This window comes from Leptothoe kymatousa TAU-MAC 1615, assembly GCF_018739865.1.
Classification (GTDB): Bacteria; Cyanobacteriota; Cyanobacteriia; order Phormidesmidales; family Phormidesmidaceae; genus Leptothoe; species Leptothoe kymatousa.
The window spans coordinates 227,548-248,364 of the sequence record NZ_JADOER010000002.1 but is presented as its reverse complement, the minus strand read 5'-3'; the positions used below and the strand labels follow the sequence as shown (position 1 = coordinate 248,364).

18 protein-coding genes and 1 other RNA gene are annotated in these 20,817 nt (G+C 51.0%); 12 read left to right on the top strand and 7 right to left on the bottom strand.

What is annotated here, in order from left to right:
- Positions 1-35: 35 nt before the first annotated feature.
- On the bottom strand, positions 36-1,511 hold the full coding sequence (locus IXB28_RS01455) for a leucyl aminopeptidase (RefSeq protein ID WP_215616758.1): 1,476 nt from the start codon (positions 1,509-1,511) through the stop codon (positions 36-38).
- A gap of 273 nt (positions 1,512-1,784) precedes the next feature.
- Between IXB28_RS01455 and IXB28_RS01450 the strand changes: the two genes are divergently transcribed.
- The 5 genes from IXB28_RS01450 (at position 1,785) to IXB28_RS01430 (ending at position 8,114) form a co-directional block, all read left to right on the top strand.
- Positions 1,785-3,947 (top strand): transglycosylase SLT domain-containing protein, encoded by a 2,163-nt coding sequence (locus tag IXB28_RS01450; protein ID WP_215616757.1) that lies wholly within the window; start codon positions 1,785-1,787, stop codon positions 3,945-3,947.
- Between the two features lie 265 nt (positions 3,948-4,212).
- Positions 4,213-5,451, top strand: a complete 1,239-nt coding sequence (locus IXB28_RS01445; protein ID WP_215616756.1) for a helix-turn-helix domain-containing protein — start codon at positions 4,213-4,215, stop codon at positions 5,449-5,451.
- 99 nt (positions 5,452-5,550) lie between these two features.
- Positions 5,551-6,315 carry a twin-arginine translocase subunit TatC gene (gene tatC, locus IXB28_RS01440; protein WP_215616755.1) on the top strand — a complete coding sequence of 255 codons (765 nt, stop codon included), beginning with the start codon at positions 5,551-5,553 and terminating at the stop codon, positions 6,313-6,315.
- 46 nt (positions 6,316-6,361) lie between these two features.
- Positions 6,362-7,675, top strand: coding sequence for an AAA family ATPase (locus IXB28_RS01435; RefSeq protein WP_215616754.1), 1,314 nt, complete (start codon positions 6,362-6,364; stop codon positions 7,673-7,675).
- The gene (locus IXB28_RS01430) at positions 7,659-8,114 is read left to right on the top strand and encodes a hypothetical protein (protein WP_215616753.1); all 456 of its coding nucleotides are present in this window, start codon (positions 7,659-7,661) and stop codon (positions 8,112-8,114) included. Before IXB28_RS01435 ends, IXB28_RS01430 begins: the two co-directional genes overlap by 17 nt.
- Before the next feature lie 64 nt (positions 8,115-8,178).
- Here the strand turns inward: IXB28_RS01430 and rsmG are convergent, their stop codons facing one another.
- Positions 8,179-8,922, bottom strand: a complete 744-nt coding sequence (rsmG, locus tag IXB28_RS01425; protein ID WP_407659119.1) for a 16S rRNA (guanine(527)-N(7))-methyltransferase RsmG — start codon at positions 8,920-8,922, stop codon at positions 8,179-8,181.
- 131 nt (positions 8,923-9,053) lie between these two features.
- Positions 9,054-9,698 carry an ABC transporter ATP-binding protein gene (locus IXB28_RS01420; protein ID WP_215616751.1) on the bottom strand — a complete coding sequence of 215 codons (645 nt, stop codon included), beginning with the start codon at positions 9,696-9,698 and terminating at the stop codon, positions 9,054-9,056.
- A gap of 119 nt (positions 9,699-9,817) precedes the next feature.
- Here IXB28_RS01420 and IXB28_RS01415 point away from each other — a divergent pair, with 119 nt between their 5' ends.
- On the top strand, positions 9,818-10,270 hold the full coding sequence (locus tag IXB28_RS01415; RefSeq protein WP_215616750.1) for a DUF3531 family protein: 453 nt from the start codon (positions 9,818-9,820) through the stop codon (positions 10,268-10,270).
- A 94-nt stretch (positions 10,271-10,364) separates the two neighbouring features.
- Here the strand turns inward: IXB28_RS01415 and IXB28_RS01410 are convergent, their stop codons facing one another.
- The gene (locus IXB28_RS01410; RefSeq protein WP_215616749.1) at positions 10,365-10,958 is read right to left on the bottom strand and encodes a chromophore lyase CpcT/CpeT; all 594 of its coding nucleotides are present in this window, start codon (positions 10,956-10,958) and stop codon (positions 10,365-10,367) included.
- A gap of 223 nt (positions 10,959-11,181) precedes the next feature.
- Between IXB28_RS01410 and IXB28_RS01405 the strand changes: the two genes are divergently transcribed.
- The 4 genes from IXB28_RS01405 (at position 11,182) to IXB28_RS01390 (ending at position 14,513) form a co-directional block, all read left to right on the top strand.
- Positions 11,182-11,742: a phycobiliprotein lyase gene (locus IXB28_RS01405; RefSeq protein ID WP_215616748.1), complete on the top strand. Its 561-nt coding sequence runs from the start codon at positions 11,182-11,184 to the stop codon at positions 11,740-11,742.
- Between the two features lie 147 nt (positions 11,743-11,889).
- Entirely contained in the window at positions 11,890-12,996 is a 1,107-nt protein-coding gene (locus IXB28_RS16875) for an SPFH domain-containing protein (protein WP_215616747.1), read from the top strand.
- 62 nt (positions 12,997-13,058) lie between these two features.
- Positions 13,059-14,204: a hypothetical protein gene (locus IXB28_RS01395; protein WP_215616746.1), complete on the top strand. Its 1,146-nt coding sequence runs from the start codon at positions 13,059-13,061 to the stop codon at positions 14,202-14,204.
- 165 nt (positions 14,205-14,369) lie between these two features.
- Entirely contained in the window at positions 14,370-14,513 is a 144-nt protein-coding gene (locus IXB28_RS01390) for a chlorophyll a/b-binding protein (RefSeq protein ID WP_215616745.1), read from the top strand.
- A gap of 223 nt (positions 14,514-14,736) precedes the next feature.
- Here IXB28_RS01390 and IXB28_RS01385 read toward each other — a convergent pair whose 3' ends face one another.
- On the bottom strand, positions 14,737-15,054 hold the full coding sequence (locus IXB28_RS01385) for a hypothetical protein (protein WP_215616744.1): 318 nt from the start codon (positions 15,052-15,054) through the stop codon (positions 14,737-14,739).
- A gap of 161 nt (positions 15,055-15,215) precedes the next feature.
- Here IXB28_RS01385 and IXB28_RS01380 point away from each other — a divergent pair, with 161 nt between their 5' ends.
- Positions 15,216-16,070, top strand: a complete 855-nt coding sequence (locus IXB28_RS01380) for an ABC transporter ATP-binding protein (RefSeq protein ID WP_215616743.1) — start codon at positions 15,216-15,218, stop codon at positions 16,068-16,070.
- A gap of 86 nt (positions 16,071-16,156) precedes the next feature.
- On the opposite strand, the gene IXB28_RS01375 is transcribed toward IXB28_RS01380, so the two are convergent.
- The gene (locus IXB28_RS01375) at positions 16,157-16,585 is read right to left on the bottom strand and encodes a hypothetical protein (protein ID WP_215616742.1); all 429 of its coding nucleotides are present in this window, start codon (positions 16,583-16,585) and stop codon (positions 16,157-16,159) included.
- 280 nt (positions 16,586-16,865) lie between these two features.
- Here IXB28_RS01375 and ssrA point away from each other — a divergent pair.
- Positions 16,866-17,257: a transfer-messenger RNA gene (gene ssrA / locus IXB28_RS01370) on the top strand.
- 855 nt (positions 17,258-18,112) lie between these two features.
- On the opposite strand, the gene IXB28_RS01365 is transcribed toward ssrA, so the two are convergent.
- Complete coding sequence (locus IXB28_RS01365) at positions 18,113-20,596, bottom strand: CHAT domain-containing protein (RefSeq protein ID WP_215616741.1); 2,484 nt, start codon at positions 20,594-20,596, stop codon at positions 18,113-18,115.
- Positions 20,597-20,817 lie beyond the last annotated feature (221 nt).

Below are 20,817 nucleotides of genomic sequence, written 5' to 3'. Positions count from 1 at the left end.
CCCATAACCTTAATTAGCGTCAGCGATTAATCGCCCTAGGCATTTTCCAAAATCCACTGGACCAACATCCGCACCCCGTAGCCCGTGGCCCCAGGATTGTTGTAGGCGTTGTCCTTCTCATTCCACACTGGCCCAGCAATATCTAAATGGGCCCAGGCAGTCTCCTTCACAAACTGCTTTAGGAACAGGGCCGCTGTAATGGAACCACCGGGACGCGGTCCGGTATTTTTCATATCGGCCACAATAGATTTCAGCCCATCGAAATACTTTTCCTCCATGGGCATGCGCCAGAGCTTTTCGCCCGCCGCGTCAGCCGCCTGGCTGATTTTTTTCGCCAGGGCATCATCCGGGGTAAACAAACCCGCAATGTCATTGCCCAAGGCCACGAGGCAAGCGCCCGTTAAGGTGGCTAAATCCACCATGGCATCCACACCCAGCTTATCGGCATACACCAGAGCATCGGCCAGGGTCAAACGCCCTTCGGCATCGGTGTTGTTCACCTCAATGGTTTTGCCATTAGACGCCGTCAAAATATCCCCTGGATGCAGGGCACGGCCGCTAATCATATTTTCTGTGGCCGCACTAATAAAATGAACTTCCACGTCGGGCTTAATCTGGGCGATGGCTTTGGCCGCCCCCAGCACCGCCGCCGCACCGCCCATATCCATTTTCATCAGCTCGATCATGCTGCCCGCACCGGCCTTGATGTTTAAGCCCCCCGAATCAAAGGTGAGGCCCTTACCAATCAACGCCACCTTACGCTTGGGCGTCCCGTCTGGCGTATAGGTAAGGTGGATAAACTTAGGCGGCATGTCCGAGGCCATGGCCACCCCCAGGTAGGCGCCCATACCCAGCTCTTCACATTCAGCCTGCTCTAGCACCTTAATTGTGAGGCCATGGTCGTTGGCAATGGCCTGGGCCGTATCCGCCAGGGCCATGGGGGTGACCACATTGGGGGGCGCCGCCACCAGCTCACGGGCCAAAATGACACCGTCACACACATGGGCCGCCTGCGCTAAGGAGGCTTCATGGCCTGGCAAATCCAACAGGGCCACATCGGTGAGGCTGACCTTGGCCGGCTCGGATTCAGACTTAAACCGCTTATCTTCGTGCATTGCCAGGGTTATCCCTTCGGCAATAGTTTGTGCCGTACGTTCCGGGCTGTTGTTCCAAATGGGGAAACTAATACCTAAGGAGGCACACTTTTCGCGCCTGGCCAGTTTGGCGGCAACGGCAGCCGCACGGCGTAAACTTTCTAGTTTCAGCCCATCGGATGCCCCCAAACCCACAATGGCCAACTTACGCACCTGGCCTCCGACGCGGATCACAGCAGAGCTACCAGCCTTTGCCTTAAAGTCGGTTTCGTCAATGAGTTCTTGCAGCAACCCAGACACACTCTCATTCAGTTCGGATAGTAGACCAGTCAGGGGCAATGACTCTTCCGATAAACCCACCACAAGGCAATCGCCTGACCACGTTAAACAAGACTTGTCTGATGCTACAAACTTCATTCCCATCTCAGTGCTAATTCCCGTCTTAGTATCTAATGATTTCAGCGTGTTTTACCGACTGAATATCATATCTGGCTCTCTATTATGCTTCTAGTTTGGGGGATAGAACATTGCGCAATTTATCTACTTGTGAAAGCACATTTACCCGTTGCGATGGATTCTATCCAAAATTAAATTCATGCTGTAGATGCCACCCCAAATTTAGCTTCAGGTGGAAACATTAAACATTACTAGTTATTTCCCGTCCTTTACTGTTGATTTAGCTGAGCCACCATGGGAAAACGTCTCAAAGAGCAATTACCCCTTTTATTACTGGGTGGCATCAGCCTCGCCAGTTTAGCGCTGGTCGTTTTTTTTGCCCAGGCAGCCCAGCGGGCCATGCCCCCCAAACAGCTAAATCAGGCGCAGCAGCAACGCTCAGCAGATTCTGAGGTTTTTCGCCTGGCGCTACAGCCAGCGGCCGGTCGTGCCGAAATGCTGCAGCAGACGATTGCCAGCCAAAATAACCAAGACTCCGCCTTGGCCCGCTACCTCCTGGCAACGGACCTGTTGGCCCAGGGCAATGGGGCAGAGGCGCTAACGGCCCTGGATCAATCGGCGGTGGATCAGGCGCCCAAGGCATTGCGCCCTTACGTATTGCTAAAGCAGGGCCAGGCGCAAACCGCTGCTGGGGAAGCCCCCATCCAGTGGAACGAGCTGCTAGACAAGTACCCAGAGCACAGCGCCACCGCCGAAGCTCGCTATGCCCTAGGCAAGCAGGATCCCAATCAGTGGGAAGCACTGCTGGCCAACCATCCTAGCCACCCACGGGCGGTGGAGGTGGCCCTGCAACAGCTGAAAACAGGGACGTCTAAGGATAAGTTACTGCTGGTGGCAGCCCATGGTTTGTACCGGGATGAATATGAGGCCAGCCTGGAGCGGCTGACGAAGGAGTATGGCAAGGACCTTACCCCGGAACAGTGGGACACCGTTGGCTTTGGCTATTGGGAAAATCAACGCTATGGCAAGGCGTCTGAGGCCTATGCCAAGGCCCCCCCATCGCCAACTAGCTTGTACCGCACGGCCCGAGGAGCCCAGATCGCGCAGAAAAGGGTGGTTGCGATCGCAGCGTACCAAAAGCTCGCCCAAACCTATCCCAACGAGCCAGAGACCGGACTGGGGCTAATTAAACTCGTAGACTCCCTGCCCAGCAAAGCGGCCATAGCGCCTCTAGATCAGGTAATCAAAAACTTTCCAGACCGAGCCGGAGAGGCCCTACTCAAAAAAGCAAATGTCCTAGAAAAGCTGAAAAGCCCCACCTCCGCCAAGGACGCCCGCACGTCCGTGCTCAACCAGTACGGCGCTTCGGACGCCGCCGCCGAACTCCGCCTCAGCCGCGCCCATAAAGCGGCCAAAGCCAATGACCTGACCACCGCCCGCCAGCTAGTGGAGGCATTGGTAACAGAAAGTCCCAATAGCGAACTCGCCGCCGAAGCCAGCTTTTGGTCTGGCAAATGGGCCCAAAAACAAGGCCAAGATGGCAACCCGGCCTACGAACGCACCATCGCCCAATACCCCGAATCTTATTTTGCCTGGCGGTCAGCCGTGATGCTGGGCTGGGAAGTGGGGGATTTTGGTAACGTCCGCTATTTAGCCCCGGAGGTCAGCCTGCCCCAGCAGCGTCCGCCCCTACCGGCCGGTTCCGACAGCCTGCAAATCCTCTATCAATTGGGGCAAGATGCCGATGCCTGGGCCCAATGGCAAACAGAATTTCAAAATGTACAAGACCCCACCGTGGCCGAACAATTTACCGACGGTGTACTAAGGGTGGGTGTCGGAGATAACCTGGACGGCATCTTTATGCTCACCAGTTTGGCCTGGCGCAATGAAGCCAACGAACAAACCGAATACCAGCAGCTCAAAAACACCCCCACCTATGGCCAAACCGTTTATCCCTTTCCCTTTGCCAATCTGATTCAAACCTGGTCCCAACAGCGCCAGCTCAATCCCCTCCTAGTCACGTCCCTAATGCGCCAGGAATCTCGATTTGAACCCAAAATTCGCTCCGTAGCCGACGCCGTGGGCCTAATGCAGGTGCTGCCTAGCACCGCCGAGTGGGTGCTAGGTCAAATTGGAGAAAGCAGCACTGATATCACAGCGCAATTAGAAGATCCCAACGAAAATATCAAGATAGGCACCTGGTATTTGGATTACACCCACCGAGAATATAGTGACAATTCCATGTTTGCCGTCGCCAGCTACAATGCTGGTCCCGGCAATGTAGCCGACTGGGTTGCCAAAGGGTACGGCGATCCGGATGTGTTTGTGCACAATATCCCTTTCTCGGAAACCCAGGGCTATGTAGAAGCTGTTTTTGGCGGATATTGGAACTATTTAAGGCTCTATAATCCAGCCATTAGTCGAAAAATTGCCCAACATAGTGCCTCCAGCCAGTAATCTTTTGTCCACCGTCATGGGCATCACCACCTAAACAATCGAGGGATGAAGTATGAGAAAGTGCGGAAATCCCTAGGCGATTTCAACAGTTGACCCTACAATGAGTCAAATAAAAATGAGAACGTCACAAATAACTGGTAAATAGTCAAGGATCGCACTGCACTATTGATACAGGTATACAATTTTTGTAGCCTGTTGATGCCTGAAGCGATACAATCCGTCTGTCCCAGGACCGGCCGTCTCTAACCCTAAACAGCAGAGTAACGTGACTAGCTATAGCACCGTTCAACAGCAACAACTGAGTCAACTTGGCGCATACCTGCAAGAAAAGCGTCAAGAGCAGGGCAAGTCCATCGAAGATATTTCGTTGCAGACCTATATCCGCGCTCAGCTAATCCAGGCCGTAGAAAGCGGTGACACAACGGATTTACCCCAACCCATTTTCGTCCAGGGGTTTATCCGTCGTTATGCAGATGCCCTGGGGTTAGATGGCAGCAACTTTGCCAAACAATTTCCGGTTCATTCCATCCCCAACACGCCACGGCCCAACCCACGGCCAGCGACTCAAATCGATCTACCCGTTGCTAAAGGCACCCCCGCCCCGCCAACGCGGCAACAGGTTAACGAAACCAAAGCCCAAACGCCACCTCCGGTACCCGCTCCAGAAAAACCCCAGGTGCAGCCCCCTGAAATCCCTGCGGTCGGCGCATTGCCAGTGCAGCCAGAGCCCCCGGCCATCCCGACGGTGAATAAACCCACGGTGCAACCCCCAGGGGACATTGCGCCCCCGCCCCAGGTGGCCAAACCCAATATCCAGCCCCCCTCCACACCGGTTGCCCGCCCCCCCGAAGTCGATACTTCGCCAAAATTCCAGCTCGATCCCACCCCCATGGATGAAAGTGAGCTGAGTGCTTTAGGGTTTGGCAATTCCTTAGGGGATGGCATCAACTTGCCGGAGTCGGCCCCGGGCAATCGCCCGTCGGCCCCACCACCACTCACCCCCGCTAGCAATCCGGGCGGTTCTTCCATGAATGGCCTATCGGGAGGCTCATCCGAATCCTTTATGGATTGGTGGCTTTGGGGAGTCGGTGGTGCAGTTCTGTTGGGTGCGATCGCGCTAATTACCATTCGCGTCACCGGCATTGGCTCTGAAATGCGCGAAGAACAGGCCAAGGTGACAATATCGGACACCGAAGTCGAAGAACCCGAAGCGCCCCCTGCCCCCGAGCCCGAGCCCGCACCCGTAAGCGCTGCCCCCGTTAGCCTAGAAGTAGAAATTACAGAGGCGGGGCCTTCCTGGATGAGCATCGAAGTGGATGGCGAAATCGCCTTCGAAGGCCAGATGGCACCAGGGGAAAAGAAACTGTGGGAAGGCCAAGAAAAAATCACAATGAACGTCGGCAATGCTGGCGCTGCTCTAATTTCAGCCAATGGCAGTGACCAGACACCGGCCGGTGCCCCCGGCGGTGCGGAGCTGCTGTCCTTCACCGCTGATAGCGAATAATGAGCGGCCCCACCCAATGGATAGATTTGGGCAGCTGCATGACAACCTCAGCGATACAATAAACAACATATTGATACAAAACATTTGGCACCATAGCCCATGACGTCCAACCTAGAGACGGTAGAGTCTACCGAGCAGCAAGACGACTACCTGAATGAGCTGCCCGATGAGCTAGAAATGTCCCTCTTCGACCATCTCGAAGAGCTACGTTTGCGTATTTTCTACTCACTAATTGGTGTATTAGTGGGGGTTATTGGGTGTTTCTGCTTCGTCAACCGCATCGTTGAGCTATTGGAAATTCCGGCCCAAGGGGCAAAATTCCTACAGCTTTCCCCCGGGGAATATTTCTTTGTATCGATTAAGGTAGCTGGCTACAGCGGCATTTTAGTCGCTAGCCCATTTATCCTGTACCAAATTGCCCTATTTGTTTTACCAGGGTTAACCCGCCGGGAACGGCGCTTATTGGGGCCAATTGTATTGGGCTCCAGCGTGCTATTTGTGGCAGGCATTGGCTTTGCCTACATCGCCCTGATTCCAGCGGCCCTCAATTTCTTTATCAACTATGGCGAAGGCGTCGTTGAGCAGCTTTGGTCCATTGACCGCTACTTTGAGTTTGTGCTGCTGCTGCTGTTTAGCACAGGACTAGCGTTTCAGATTCCAGTGATCCAGCTATTGCTGGGTCTGCTAAATATCGTTGGATCTGAAGTGATGCTCAAGGGCTGGCGCTATGTGATGCTAGGGGCGGTGGTGCTGGGGGCAGTGCTCACCCCGTCTACGGATCCGATTACCCAGAGCCTACTAGCTGGAGCCGTCCTATTCCTGTACTTTGGCGGCATCTTTATGGTCAAGGCCATTGGTAAATAGTCGGTTCCCGTATCATGGCTAGCAACGTTAGAGGTGTAGAAATCAAGTGACTGAAACCCTAACGATTAAAAATTTTGGCGGCATTAAATTTCTAGAAATAGAAATCAAGCCAATTACTGTGCTTATTGGCCCTCAAGCTAGTGGTAAAAGTATTTGCGCAAAATTACTTTTCTATTTTCGTCACTTCAATCGACATATTGTTGACTTCATTGTTAGCAGAAAAGCCATTGAGCAATTAGTTCCAAACTATTGCCAAACATTCAGAGAATATTTTCCTGCTAGTTCATGGGGAAATGAGGCTTTCGAGATTACCTATAGAACTACCAAGGACTTCCTAAAAGTTACACGCTCTAGTCAGGATAAACAGGCTATTAACCTGAACTATGGTGATTTTCACAGAGAAACTATTGCAATACAGAATCGAAGCTACCAGATTGTTGCGAAAGCTATTGACAGCATACAAAATAGCCCACTGGAATCATGGGAGTCTGAGCGTTTAGCGCCTCAAACCTTAATCAATACTTTGGGAAGTCACTCCGAAGGAAGAATACCAATAAACCAAATTTTCATACCGGCTTCACGAAGTATTTTTTCAATCCTTCAAGAGAATTATTTTTCATTATTAATAGACAATCAATCATTCGATCCTTTAATTCAAAGATTCGGAGCTTTTTATGAACGAATAAAGCGTTTTAGAGGTACTTTTTATGAAGTCTTTTCAGAGAGTAATGATCTTGCCCATGCAAGTATCAAAGAGCTGATTGATGAAATTTTATCTAGCAAATATATCCAGGAAGATAATTTAGATTTTTTAGTTCATAAAGATAAGAGAAAGGTCCGAATTTCAGAAGCTTCTTCTGGACAACAAGAAACCTTGCCTCTTGTACTTACATTGGCGGCTTTAGTAGGTTCCAAAACTAGCTTTAATCAAAAAAACTCTATTTATATAGAAGAACCTGAGGCTCATGTATTTCCAAGTACTCAGAAAAAAATTGTAGAACTCATTGCCACAGCATTTAAATATAGAGAAAGCCAATCAGATTTTTTTATCACAACGCATAGTCCATATATTCTCACTGCTATCAATAATCTTTTACAGGCAGGAGAGCTATACTCAAAAGCTATCAACAGGCCAGACATTATTGAGAAAGCTAATAAAATAGTGCCAGCTTTCAAAGCCTTAAATCACGATGAAATTGCTGTCTACTCTTTAGATAATGCTCAGTGCCTTTCAATTTTAGATCCAGAGACTGGGTTGATTAGTGCATCTCAAATTGATGAAGTATCTGACGAAATTGGCTCAGAATTTGATAGTGTTCTGGACTTACTAAGCGAAGAATTTTATGCAAAGGCTGGCTGAGGATTGTATTTTCAAGAAGAGTAAGGATCCTAAAATTGCTCTTGCAGAAAAGAAAAGTAAATTTTCAATCGAAAATCCTAAAAGGACAGAAGTTATCGTCTATCAAGTAGATGGCTGTTTGATAAAAAACGGTGAGCGCTGTGATTATTTGATTCTGATAGATAATCAAGATTTACAAGTTTTTGTCGAATTAAAGGGTAGTGAAATTGTTAAAGCTATCGGTCAACTTGCTAACTCACTAGAGCAACTTGCGAATAAAAGAAAAGACATTCATAAACAGTGTTTTGTCATCGCAACTAGAAACCGCACACCAAAACGTGATCCTGGCCTCACAAACGCACAAAATAAGTTTAGAAAGAAATATAGAAAAATTAACGCGACTCTACATATTGAAATCGCCAAAAAGAAAGAAGGATATAGGTATTCGATTTCTGGCTAAGCATTTTGCTAGAGCAAAATAATTCTTCAACCTGTTTGTGAATGTGTTTACCAACGGGGCAAATTTATAGGGGATGCTTAGCAGGCATGCCTATTTGTCTGGGAAATTCCTTATCGGTTTTCTCTATTTTTTTCACATACAAACAGTGGCGTTTCCCCTGACTCAGTGGCGTTTCCCAAGGGCAAATGGCCACTAGCTCCCCACCCAGGGTATCCAGTGCCCCCATAAATAGCTCTTCTTCTTCATCGGTCCACTGGCCGCGAAATAAAACGGCAAAACCGCTTTTCTTCAATAGGGGCAAGGCATATTCGGCACAGGTAGAGGCCGGCCCCACCGCCCTCACCATGGCTAGATCGTACTGGGCTCGGTGGGCCGGATCGCGCCCCACAGATTCTGCGCGATCGGCCACAAATGAGGTGTTGCTCAGATCAAGCTGCTGGCAGAGGGTTTCTAAAAATGCGATTTTTTTGCGGGTGGAATCTAGCAGGGTGATGTCCCAGGTGGGACGTGCGATCGCAACTGGCACCCCTGGAAATCCACCGCCGGTACCAATATCAATCATCCGTTTAACCGTGGGGAGCCACTCCGGCTTTTCCGGTTCAAACCAAGGGGCCAACCCACTGAGGGAGTCCCACAGATGTTTTTCCCAAAATTCAGCGGGTTCAGTGATGCGGGTTAAATTGACTTGGCGATTGGCTTCAACAATCCCTTGATAGACGCGGGCAAACAAAGCTTGCTGCGACTCAGAGGGCTGCCACTGCAAAGTTTGATGCCAAATTTCACCATTTACTGGCAATTGCTGAGCTATGGTTTCGGCCATGGTCTTACTCCCTGGGATGCGTCCCCGCGTTGGCTTTAATCATGCCATCCCAAAACAATACAGGGTAAGGGACTCAACCTAGGCAACGGGATCTAACGATTGCGTTAGCAGTTCTCCATCTAGGCAACGGGATCTAATGATTGCGTTAGCAGTTCTCCATTTTGTAGGGTCCAACAGTAGTCTGCCAGATGGGCCAAATCACGGGCATCGTGGGACACGATCAGCAAACTCCAATTCTTTTTTAATTCCGCTAGCAAACTAATGAGCTGCTGTTTCATCGACCAGTCCAATCCCGCTGTGGGCTCATCTAGCAACAACAGATAGGGCTGACGAATCAACTGCACCGCCAGGGCTAAGCGCCGCTGCTGACCACCGCTGAGGGCGTGGGGAGGCGTTTGCAGGGAAATAGCCCCTAAGCCCACTGACTCAAGGGTTTTAGTCACCTGCTCCGACCCTAGCTCTGGGTGGCCGACACGGAGTTCTTCTAAAACTGTGTGGCCACAAAAATGACGCTCTGGAAACTGAAATACTAGCCCCGCCAGCTGCTGCAACATCTCTGGCTGTAGTTCCTGCTCGCGCCAATAGAGACGACCTTTCGACGGAGCCACTAACCCGGACAAAATTTCCAAGAGCGTGCTTTTGCCTGAACCGCTAGGGCCAACAATGAGGCCCATTTTTTTGGGCTCTAGTTTGAAAGAAATTTGCTTGAGAATCGGCGCGATCGCAGCAGCCGGATGATACGAAACATTATCAAGGGTGAGCATCAACGAAGAGCATAGTGACCATCCCACACTATAGCCAATGTTTTAGGAAACAGATTGATAACGAACGGACAGCCTAGGGACTTGCTATGCTAAATAACCGAAAACCTCAGACCTCAACTATGGAAATTCGCTTTCGCGAGTGCGACTTCTTCAATATCTGGATCTGGCTAGAGCTGGACAACGTGCCATCCACCATGGAACAACAATACGTTGAAGAAATTTTTGACTCGTGGTTTTTCCTCGGTAAACTCGGCGGCTTCAATGCGGAAAACCTCCAGGTTCAAGATGGCGGCCATGCCATCAGCTACATGGACTACGACAACGATGCAGCGTCGGATAGTCTCATGTCGGTGATGCACAATATGTCTGAAGTCCAGTTCCAAGGGACCTGGGCCCGGTGCTGGTTTGATTTAGGCACCACAGATGCCGTTGCCCTAGACGTCCTGATCAATACCCTGCAACAGTTCAGCAAGGACTATATTGCAATCAAACAGGTATATATCGGTGGCGAAAACGAAGACTGGCCCATTCCTCGGGACCAGCAGGCCGACTTTGTCGATGCCATGCATTAGTGTTATCGCCCAGCAGCTTGCCCTGCTGATTTGATACCGCGACCACCTTTGCTTTTCTGGAATTTATCTTGGCGAAAAAAGCGACTGTTGTCGGTTAGGAAACAACCACTTCGTTATCAAACCGCTGGCGTTTTACAAACTCAAACGGTCCTGCAATGGAGCCCCACAGCAGTTCGTCGGTTTCCAGGTCACGGCCTCGGTCGTAGCTAATTAATTTGTCGTCAGTGATTTCAAATTCATTGTCCAGGTAGCTCATTTTGCCCTTGCGTTCCACCAGGCAGTGCTTACCGGGGACGACCTTGCCAATAAAGCTATGGCCGGACCAACGGACGGTCATGTCGCACCCCGGCATTTTTTCTAGCTGGGCCGACGAGAGGGTGGCTAATTTTGCTGAATCACGACCAGCCCCCACCACCGCCTCCTGATCGGCAAACTTGTAATTTTCCAACAGGATATGGTCTTCCTTGGGCAGGAAATGCAGCACCCTCACCCGGTAGGGTTGACCCAACATAAAGTCATAGGCCTGCTCTAAATACAAACATGCACCCGCTAAAAAATTTGCTGGCAGCGGCCGCATACACACTCGAATATGGGCAAAAAAAGGCGGATTTTCGATGGCTTGCTCTTGGTTGCTAAAGTCGGCAGCCATCCATTTCAACAATGTGGAAACATCTGTGGGGTGAGACATACGACGACAACCTTACCAACGAAACGACCTAAATAGGACCCTGGGGATTAGGTTACTGCGCCATGGCAGGTCTATACAAGCGCAACGCTCTGGGACTAAAGAAGGCGATGAATTGGGCTGTTGTATCCCATGAAAACAGTCCAATTCATGCACTTGAATAACCGATTAGCGTAACCCAGCCCCGTATCATGAAAAAATTAGTTACCTTTTTGAACGCAACGCTATGGAGCTTCGCTCAGTTTTCCATACCTTTTTTGACCACTGTGTTGGTAGCTGGTCAACAGAACGCACTTACCACTATCTCACCCACAATGAAGTCGAGCGTTCCCATACTGATTTTCAAGTCTCGCCCCTAACGCCAGACCTAAAGGCCAAAGTACTTACGGACAATGGTTATGACGCTGTGAGCGACCTGGCATCGCTACCGGGCTTCCACCTGGCCTTTAATACGGTGTCTGAAAAAGGGGAAAAAGTCTCCCAGTCGCTGAACCTACTCTTTGTGGTGAACAGTGAAACTGGCTACACCTTAGAAGGAGATTATTTGCGCGATCGCGCCTACGAGGAAGCCCGACCCATCATTTCCCATTTCCGGTTCGATGGCCACACCAAGGAACTGCTGATGACCACCAACTATACCCGGGTGGTATCGGTGGATTCCATCACCCTGATTAACCCCGAAACCCGCATTCGCCGCATCCTAAACTATTTGCGCCCACCGGCAGGGCAACCCCTAGAAAAACTAGGTCTGGTAGGCTTTGGCGTGGAACAAAAAGTGGCGGGCTAACCCCAGTCAATGGCACTGAAACCGATGTTTCCTGCGGAACCGCCCCCCATGAAGCTGTATTGACTTCCATAACGGTTAGCCAGATGACGCCCCATACCGTGGGCATGCTTAGGTTAACCCTAGACAAGACCTCCGGAGAGAGTACCAGTGGGATTATTTGAGAAAGTTCGAGCCGAATTTATCGACATTATTGAATGGCTCGACCCGTCGCAAGATACCATTGCCTATCGCTTTGAGCGATTTCAAAATGAAATCAAAATGGGGGCTCAACTCACCGTTCGCCCCGGCCAAGTTGCCATCCTCGTCGGCGAAGGCCAAGTCGCCGATATTTATGAACCGGGCCGCCACCGCCTAGACACCAAAAACATGCCCGTCCTGACGACATTGATGGGCTGGAAATATGGCTTTAATTCTCCGTTTAAAGCCGAGGTTTATTTCTTCAACACCAAAATTTTCACCAACCTCAAATGGGGTACGGCCAACCCCATCACCATTCGCGATCCCGAACTGGGTCCGGTGCGGCTGCGGGCCTACGGCACCTACACCATGCGGGTGAACAATGCCCGCACCCTACTAGAACAGCTGATTAGCACCGACGGCCTTTTCCAAACCGACGAGATTAGCGATCAGCTGCGCAACATGATCGTATCGGCCTTTGCTAGCAGCGTGGGTCAAGATCAAACACCCCTATTTGATCTGGCGGCTAACTACCAAATCATGGGGGAACAAATCCGCACCACCATGCAGCCCCAAATGGAGCAGTTTGGTCTAGAGCTCAAACAGCTATTAATCGAAAATATTTCTCTGCCGCCCGAAGTGGAAGCCGCCCTCGATAAACGGGCCTCCATTGGCATTTTGGGCAATATGCAGCAATACACCCAATACCAAGCGGCCAACGCCGTCGAACAGTCGGCCAAAAATCCTGGGGGCGCCAGCCCCGGACTGGACCTGGGTGTGGGCATTGCCATGGGCCAACAAATCGCCAATGCCATGAACCCCCAGGCGCCCGCCGCGCCCGCTGCACCCGCCGCGCCCGCCGCACCGCCACCGCCCATGCCCGCCGCCGCCTGGTATATCACCCGCGACGGGCAAAACTTTGGCCCCTATGGCCAAGATCAGCTGCTGGCCAATGGCCTCACTACCCAATCGAATGTTTGGAAACAGGGCATGGCTAGCTGGCAACCCGCCAATACGGTGCCAGAACTGCAGGCGTTGCTGAGCACCCTGCCGCCACCGCCACCACCCGCCGCTTAATTAGCCCCCTGCGCCCAGGGAGCATGGCCCCTTAAAAATTTTGTTTTTTTATTTCACTCCCCATGGAGCAGACGGCATCTGTCAATCAATACCAGTGTCCTGGCTGCAAGGCTGACATGGCCTTTAACCCAGATTTGGGCCAGCTGCAATGTCCTTACTGTGGCCGTGAAGAGGCGATGCCCGAAGTAACGGCCACCAAGCTGAGGGCGACGCTCCAGGAACATGACCTCGCCGCATTTATCCACACCAACCGCACCCAAATTGCTCAGCTAGCCACCACCGCCCAGGAGGTAAGCTGCCCCGGCTGTCGGGCGGTAATTACCTTTGAACCACCGGATGTGGCGGGCAAGTGCCCGTTTTGTGCCACCAGCATTGTGACCCAAAATAGCCAACCGGCTGACCCCACCCTGGCCCCATCTGGGTTAGTGCCGTTTCAAGTGGGCCGTAAGGTGGCGTTAAAAAATCTACGGGCATGGCTGGCCTTTCGCTGGGACTGGAAAGACCTGAAGGCAATTTTTTTGCCGGGGCAGCTCAAAACCATAGCCCAAAAGCAAGCCCTGGAAGGGATTTACCTGCCGTTCTGGACCTACGATGCCCACACCGCCAGCCGCTATCGGGGGGAACGGGGGGAGCATTATTACAAAACGGAAACCTACACCAGCCGCAATGCGGATGGTGAGGAGGTAACGGAAACGCGAGAGGTGCTGCACACCCAATGGCATTCTGCCTCAGGGCAAGTGTCGCGTTTTTTTGATGATGTGCTGGTGCCGGCGACCCGCGCCATTGGGGAAGCAAAATTGCGACAGCTTTGGCCCCATTTACCAGCCTCGCAGCTAAAGCCCTACAGCGCCCAATACCTGGCCGGATTTAAGGCCCAGCGCTATGAAGTGCCGGTCAAGGAAGGGTTTGAGCAGGCAAAAACGATGATGGCCACCACCATTCGCAGCGATGTGACGTCGGATATTGGCGGCGATGAACAGCGCATTCACTCGGTAGCCACAAGCTATTCCCAAGAAACCTTTAAGCACATTTTGCTCCCCCTGTGGATGGCCACCTATCGCTATGGGGGCAAAACCTATCAGGTGATGATTAATGCGCAAACCGGTAAGGTTATGGGGGAAAGACCTGTTGCGGCGTGGAAAGTTGCCCTGGCAGTTGCGATCGCAATAGTCGCCATTGGGCTGATTGTTTTGGCCGCCAACGGATAACCGTCCAACAACCGAAAAAAGGTTCATCAGGAACATCTGAAACCCTTTACACAAGGCTTATCCAAGTTTTTTCCAACCGACATTGCCGATTCAAAAAATAGCGATTAACATTTAGTTACACGGCTTAAAAGGTCGCAATGTTTCGTTTGAAGGACTCACCTAATCATGGCAGAAGAAAACGCAAAGTTTGGCTTTACTCAAATCGCTGAAAACTGGAATGGTCGTCTGGCCATGCTCGGCTTCATCATTGGTCTTGCAACTGAACTAATGACTGGTCAGGGCATCCTTTCTCAGCTAGGTATTATGTAATCACCTGAGCCATTCAGGTCACCGTGAGATATCAACAATCTCCAGTAGATAAGCAAATGTCCTGATATTTCAGGTTGCCTGAAGTATCAGACAATTTGCCCGTCGGTATGTGGCTTCACGCTACGAAGGGATACGCGCTATCCCAGCCGACATGGTTAAAGCTATTTTTGTTCGTTCAGTCAGAGAATCCTTGGGCAAGCTTGAGCTTGTCCTTTTTTTTGGCCTATGGGTCGTCCTCGTCTTGGGGTTCGGCCCAGGTGGACACAACCTTAAGCTCCGCCGGAATTTGCACATCTGGATGAAACTCCAGCACCGTCTCCCGGTAGCCTAAATAGCCAGACTCCGTAAAGGACATCAGCATACGCGTTAGGGCAATCCAAACCGTTTCGTCAAACTCCCAATCTTTATAAAACCCGGCGCGATCGGCAATGGACTTGAGCGCCCAAAAATAGCTATTGCGCACCACTGACCCCTGCTTTTTATAGGGCGGCACATCCTCGTGGTGAATCAATAGAACCTGGTTTTCAATCTTGGCGCGCATGGGCGTTAAGCATGGGTATTAAGGTTTTACCACCGGATCCGGCGACAGACTTATCTATAGCGTTACTAATCCCCGGTATGATCTGAGCTGTGGGGCGTCGGTTTTGCCAGAACGACCATGCCCTCTATCTCTGTAACGACACTTTCTAAAACAAAACATCCATGGTGGCGGCCGTTTGCCTGCGTAACGTTCACAAAGTCTATAACAACACCTGTGTGGTGAACGATCTATCCCTGACGATTCAACCAGGGGAAATTTTTGGATTACTCGGGCCTAATGGTGCGGGTAAATCTACCACAATTCGGATGGTCACCACCCTGACCCGAGCCACCCAGGGAGATATCGTAGTCTCTGGCTACGATGTGCAACGGCAAAAGGCCCAGGTGCGCAGCCAAATTGGGGTGGTGCTGCAGCAGACTAGCGTAGACGGTGATTTATCGGTGTGGGAAAACATGGAGTTCCATGGCCGCATGCATCACCTGCCCAATCCTCAACGGCAGCAAGATATTGACCAGTGGCTCGACTATGTGGAACTGGGGGACCGCCGGGGGGATAAGGTGAAAACCCTATCTGGCGGGATGAAACGACGGTTGCAGATCGCCCGAGCCCTACTCCATCAGCCAAAAATCTTATTTTTAGATGAACCGACGGTGGGCCTCGACCCGCAAACTCGGCGGCGGCTGTGGGAAATTATTTTGGACCTCAACAAGCAAAAGGGCATGACCATGTTGCTCACCACCCACTATATGGAAGAGGTGGAGTACCTATGCGATCGCATCGGCATCATGGACCAGGGGGCGCTGATTGAAATGGGCACCTTGGAGGAGCTGAGATCGCAGCATGGCGAAGGCATCGTCATGAAACAAACCGACGATCGCTGGAGCTACACCTTCTTCCCCACCCTAAAAGACGCCAATCAATATCTGGATGAACAACCCGATAAAACCGGCATGATGACCCGCCCATCCAATTTAGAAGACATCTTCGTCGAACTGACGGGCCACAACTTGGACTAAAGCATAAAACCGCCCATAACGCTGTAGGGGGTCTGCATGCAGACCCCCTACAGCGTTATGGGCCGCAATAGCCCGATATTAGGGTGTTAGTCGAGATAGCCCATTAGTGCGCCGGCATCTTCGTCAATGTCGTTAGATGCAATGGGACGGTTACCAGGCAGTGTTTCCAAGTCAGAAACCACAAGGGTACTAACCGCCACAGGGCGATGGCCCGGAAGGTGGTCAGTGCTAGCAATTTCGAAACTATCTGCCATGACTGGACGGACGCCCGCCGAAGACAAATTGTGCACCACCTCAACCTCACTAACAGTGATGGGACGGTTGTTTGGCAGTGTATTGGTCTCTACCACGCGGGTATTATCTTCCAAGACAATAATTTCATTCTTCTCAGCCTTTACAATGCCGCCGCTCTTAGCAGCAGAGGATGTAGAAGACTTCTTACGGGTTGCACGGGTGCTGGAAGTTGATTTCTGTGATTCTGATGTGCTTGTGGTTTCCGCTGCGTCGCTGCTCATAACCTTATAACCCCTACTACTAAGTGAAGTAATGCCTGTGGCACTCGTCTATGATCTCCGTCGCATTTCGAGGCTTAGGCGATACAAATATCTCAACAATTATAAGTTAAAAGACAACCGATTTAGTTTATTAAAGCTAATCAGTCCGATAATGGCCTGCGCTTTACATGGCCTTAAAAGATTAGACAAATTGTAACCATAGGTCGCCGATTTTATAATTCCCAGGCTAGTATTGGTTTATAGCGCTTTAGCTTTTATCCATACCAATGGATAACTTTAGGGGGCTGTAACGGTTTCGACGTTTTGACGAAAGTCGCGTTGTGATACAGGCCGAGAGTGAGTCACCTCTCGCAAATACAGGCTCAACTAAATACAGATGCAAACAACATCGTACCTTTTGCTCGTAAGCAAGTAGCTGTAGCTGCTGCCTAAAAACCTCTTACGGTTCGAGCGCTCACAGTTTGACTCCGTTAAGGACAGTGAGCCTAACCCCAACGGATGCATCAGGTTAATTTCTCTGGTGAGAGACCTGATAAAGACCTTTACCAGAGCATCCCATTGTCCGGGATAATGGACGGTTCCCGCCTAGAGGATTAGATAGGCTAAGCCTGTGAATGAGTGGCGTGTTATTACTCAGGGCGGACACGGGTTCGACTCCCGTCAGCTCCATTTATAGATCCAAATACATAATGTATTTGCAAGCATCCGTTTTAAGCGGGTGCTTTTTTTATGGCCCTCAGCTTTTTTTAATAGCCCAACGACACCATTAAGACATTAGAACTTCAGCATTGTTTTAACTATGTTGTTTCCAAATAGACCTATGCAAAATTTGCAAATTGCATAGGCTTCAAAATCAACTTAAAGAAATTTCTTACTCGGTCCTAACTGTTGTTTTTTTTAAAGCTGCGTGAAGTAATTTTCCAAGTTGGGAACAACAGTTAGTCGGCCAAAAATAAGGTGTTTATACTGAAGGAGAATAGGTTTCAGATCAAAGAATATAGATGTAATAAGGATTAAAGTGGCCGTTATTGGAAACATATATTTCAAGTTTTCCTAACTTACCTGATAGCTGTTTCGAAGTTATGGGTAAGTATTATTTAGGGTTGTTGTTTCCGTTTACATCTAGCTTTTGATTATCAATAATCTCGTTTAATTTTTTGAGTCGATAAATAATGAAATTTCCGTTTTGGCAGTACTTGCAACAGCCAGTTTTTGATCCTCATTATCAAACCGTATTTAGCCCCTTTAAATTTTGGCAGAGGCACACCATTTCTTACTTGGAACGCTGTTGGGCCAAGGAATATCGACAGCCAGGAAGACTGAACTAGCCGTGGGCTAATGAAATGATTGAAAGACCATCGATGGGAGACTCGATTTCTAACAGTCTTAGCCCCGTAACTATCAGTAGAACCGAATAAATATTGTGGATAAATATTAAAAGGGATGGGTCATGTTGCCATGGCTCATCCCTTTTGTATTTGGATCAGTCGATTGTCGAATCAACCAGGTAAACAGACCGTGCAATAGCTAGTTTGCCTGGCTGACATAATTTGCGATCGCATTATTGGCATCGCTCCAATCGATACTGGCTTTTTCCGACCAAAGCCAGTGGGATGTCACCACCGTTTCCACGGTAATTTCCCGATTACTGGCAGCTTTTACCGCATCTTCCCAATAGTTTTTAGCTAGGGCCAGTTTCACATCCTTTTCAGTGTCGTCTAGCTCTTGTTCTGCCTGCTGGTAATAGGCCATGGCCAAGCCAATATTGGCATGGAGTTTTGTCGGTTCATTGGGAATTTTAACAATCTGCCCCGTACGATGCAGGGGCGGAATGGGAATCTCCTGGCCATTCCCATTATTCGCCAACGCGGCTTCCCAAACGTCAATGGCATCCTGCAAGCGCTGCTGCTCATAATAGGTCACCCCAACAGCCACCTGGGCGGCTAACCACTTCGGCTTCAGCTCCAGGGCATATTCCCACGACCGCATAGCATTATCAGGGCCAAAGGCATCGTCAATAAACGAACTCTGGTTCATCACCTCCCACTGGAGCTGCCCCTGGGCAAAGACTCGGGTAAGGTCTTCCCCCACCCCCGATTCAATCAATTTATCCAACGTAGGCTGCGGCCCCTGCTCAGCCGCCATGGCCCCTAAGGAGGCCGCCACAATTGCTGGATCATCGCTGGCAAGGCCCGCATTGCCCAGCTCTAAGGAGGTTACTGGGGCCGAGTCGTCAGGGGTAACGGGCGGCGCATTAAAGACATTCAAGGGGTCGCTCACCCCCACACCGGCCAACCCCAAAACAGCCGCTGCCCCCAGCCCCAGGGCAATGTGTTGGCGACGGACCTTGGGCTGGGCAGAAGATGTTTGGCCCCCCTCCACGCCAGACACCAGCTCCATGTCATCGTCGTAGATGGTGGCCTCGGTCGCGTCTGTCTCACTGACGGGGGACGTTACATTTTTCTTGGGCAGCTGTTCATATAAATCCAGACCCGGCGTTTCCAACGTATCGGGAATCAACGGTTCATCGACATCCGCTGGCATCATCTCCCCCGCTGGGGAAGACTGCGACAGCTTTTTCACTAACTCCTGGACAGTGGCCGCATCTTCTTCATTGTTGGGCAAAATTTCATCCAGCCCAACGGTTTCTACCACATCGTCTAAATTGACATCCGCCGGACTAATGGCCTCTTCTGGCTTGGTCTGGCTGCGATCTTGGGGCTCATCCAGGGCCGCGATCGCAGCCTCGGACTCCATCAGCAGCTTATCGAGGGCGCTGTTGTCATTCCCCAGCTTACTGGCCAGGTAGCCATCAAACCCAGGCTGCATATACAGAATCGGCAACGCCCAATAGCTGTAGTGGGAGCCATGGGCCGAAATCAAGCCCTGGCGCGTCCGATTTAAACAAAGGTCAATGGGATTGCCCTGCTTCAGGTTGCGATAGAGCAGTTGGGTAAACGTAATCGCCACATCATCGGGAATTCGCTCCGCCATGGCAATCACCCCAGGGATGCCACGGTTAACCAGGGCATGGGCCAAATTTTGTTCATGCCAGCCCACTTCCGGGCCACCGGTCTGGGCATAGGCGCCACGGCAAGAATTTAAAACCGCCAGCTTGACACCGTTGTTAGACAGCAAACCAGCCAGATCTTCACCACTGATGCGCTCGGTCAACCCGGTCTGACGACTCACCAAATAGAGGTCGCCCCCTGCATTTCCCAGGTTGCTATGGCCGGCATAGTGCAACGCCTGGTAGTGGCCCTGCTCTAGGGCTTGGGTCAGTTCTGCGCGGCCCGGCTGTTCTAGCACCGTCAGCTGCACGTCCAGCTGCTGCTGGGGCAAAAGATTGTAGTCGCCACCAGAGCGCATGGAAACGGGGTGGAGCTCATCCTTCAGATGCTTTGCTTCCCGCGCCAGTTCTAGGCGGTCTTGATCGTTGGGTGCCGCAATCACCATCAGCACCCGCAGGGGCTGATCAAAATCGGGCACGGTTGAGCCTGGGCGATCATATCCCTGGCGTCGCTGCAGGTGATAGCGCGAAAATGTAACATCCGTGCCAGTGCCCAGGGGGCGATCGCTCGCGTGTAGCACTTCCCAGGGCAGCTTCTGTAGTTTTTCTCCCTTCAGGCCCAGGCGCAACCGCAATGGAGAGCGACGGTGCTGGGCAATGCCTTGGGCCGTCAGCCAGCTATCCCGCAGGGTGCGATCAAAGAGGCTGTTGTAAAGAGATTGGCCAAGGCCCACCAGGGTGGGTAATTTATCATCTGGCCCACCGTCGTTATTGCGGCCAGAACGGTATGTGGGTCTAGAGGCCCACCGCTGACTCGACTCCCCTTTGAGAATGCCAAGGAGTGGGTCGTACATGAGGGTGGAAGCTTCGGCCAGCCAGTCGTCTATGGGCCAGTGAAACTGTTCCTGTGCCAGGGGTACGCCCGGCGCAACCTGCTCTGTACGCACTAAATATCGGTCATCGCCGACGGCTGTAATTGATATGTCAAACTCTTGGAGCACTTAGCAGACCGCGTCCCTGTTACGTACTTTTTTTGCTTATGTGATGACCCTGTTGCTCAAATGGCTGTTTCTAGTATCCCCAATAAATAAGCATAATGTGTCGCTATTGGCGATGTTATCTGGCGTGATGCAGTTTCTAGATTGTCTACAGGGCGATTTCACATATCTCTGAGCAAGGGATTTCACGGATACCACGGTACTGGCAATATGCGGCAAACCCC

Coding starts and splice junctions, on each gene's coding strand:
- IXB28_RS01455 (WP_215616758.1), bottom strand. CDS start 1,511: ATGAAGTTTGTAGCATCAGACAAGTCTTGTTTAACGTGGTCAGGCGAT.
- IXB28_RS01405 (WP_215616748.1), top strand. CDS start 11,182: ATGGAGCTTCGCTCAGTTTTCCATACCTTTTTTGACCACTGTGTTGGT.
- IXB28_RS01415 (WP_215616750.1), top strand. CDS start 9,818: ATGGAAATTCGCTTTCGCGAGTGCGACTTCTTCAATATCTGGATCTGG.
- IXB28_RS01410 (WP_215616749.1), bottom strand. CDS start 10,958: ATGTCTCACCCCACAGATGTTTCCACATTGTTGAAATGGATGGCTGCC.
- IXB28_RS01375 (WP_215616742.1), bottom strand. CDS start 16,585: ATGAGCAGCGACGCAGCGGAAACCACAAGCACATCAGAATCACAGAAA.
- IXB28_RS01420 (WP_215616751.1), bottom strand. CDS start 9,698: ATGCTCACCCTTGATAATGTTTCGTATCATCCGGCTGCTGCGATCGCG.
- IXB28_RS01390 (WP_215616745.1), top strand. CDS start 14,370: ATGGCAGAAGAAAACGCAAAGTTTGGCTTTACTCAAATCGCTGAAAAC.
- IXB28_RS01385 (WP_215616744.1), bottom strand. CDS start 15,054: ATGCGCGCCAAGATTGAAAACCAGGTTCTATTGATTCACCACGAGGAT.
- IXB28_RS01430 (WP_215616753.1), top strand. CDS start 7,659: ATGCAAAGGCTGGCTGAGGATTGTATTTTCAAGAAGAGTAAGGATCCT.
- IXB28_RS01450 (WP_215616757.1), top strand. CDS start 1,785: ATGGGAAAACGTCTCAAAGAGCAATTACCCCTTTTATTACTGGGTGGC.
- IXB28_RS01380 (WP_215616743.1), top strand. CDS start 15,216: ATGGTGGCGGCCGTTTGCCTGCGTAACGTTCACAAAGTCTATAACAAC.
- IXB28_RS01395 (WP_215616746.1), top strand. CDS start 13,059: ATGGAGCAGACGGCATCTGTCAATCAATACCAGTGTCCTGGCTGCAAG.
- tatC (WP_215616755.1), top strand. CDS start 5,551: ATGACGTCCAACCTAGAGACGGTAGAGTCTACCGAGCAGCAAGACGAC.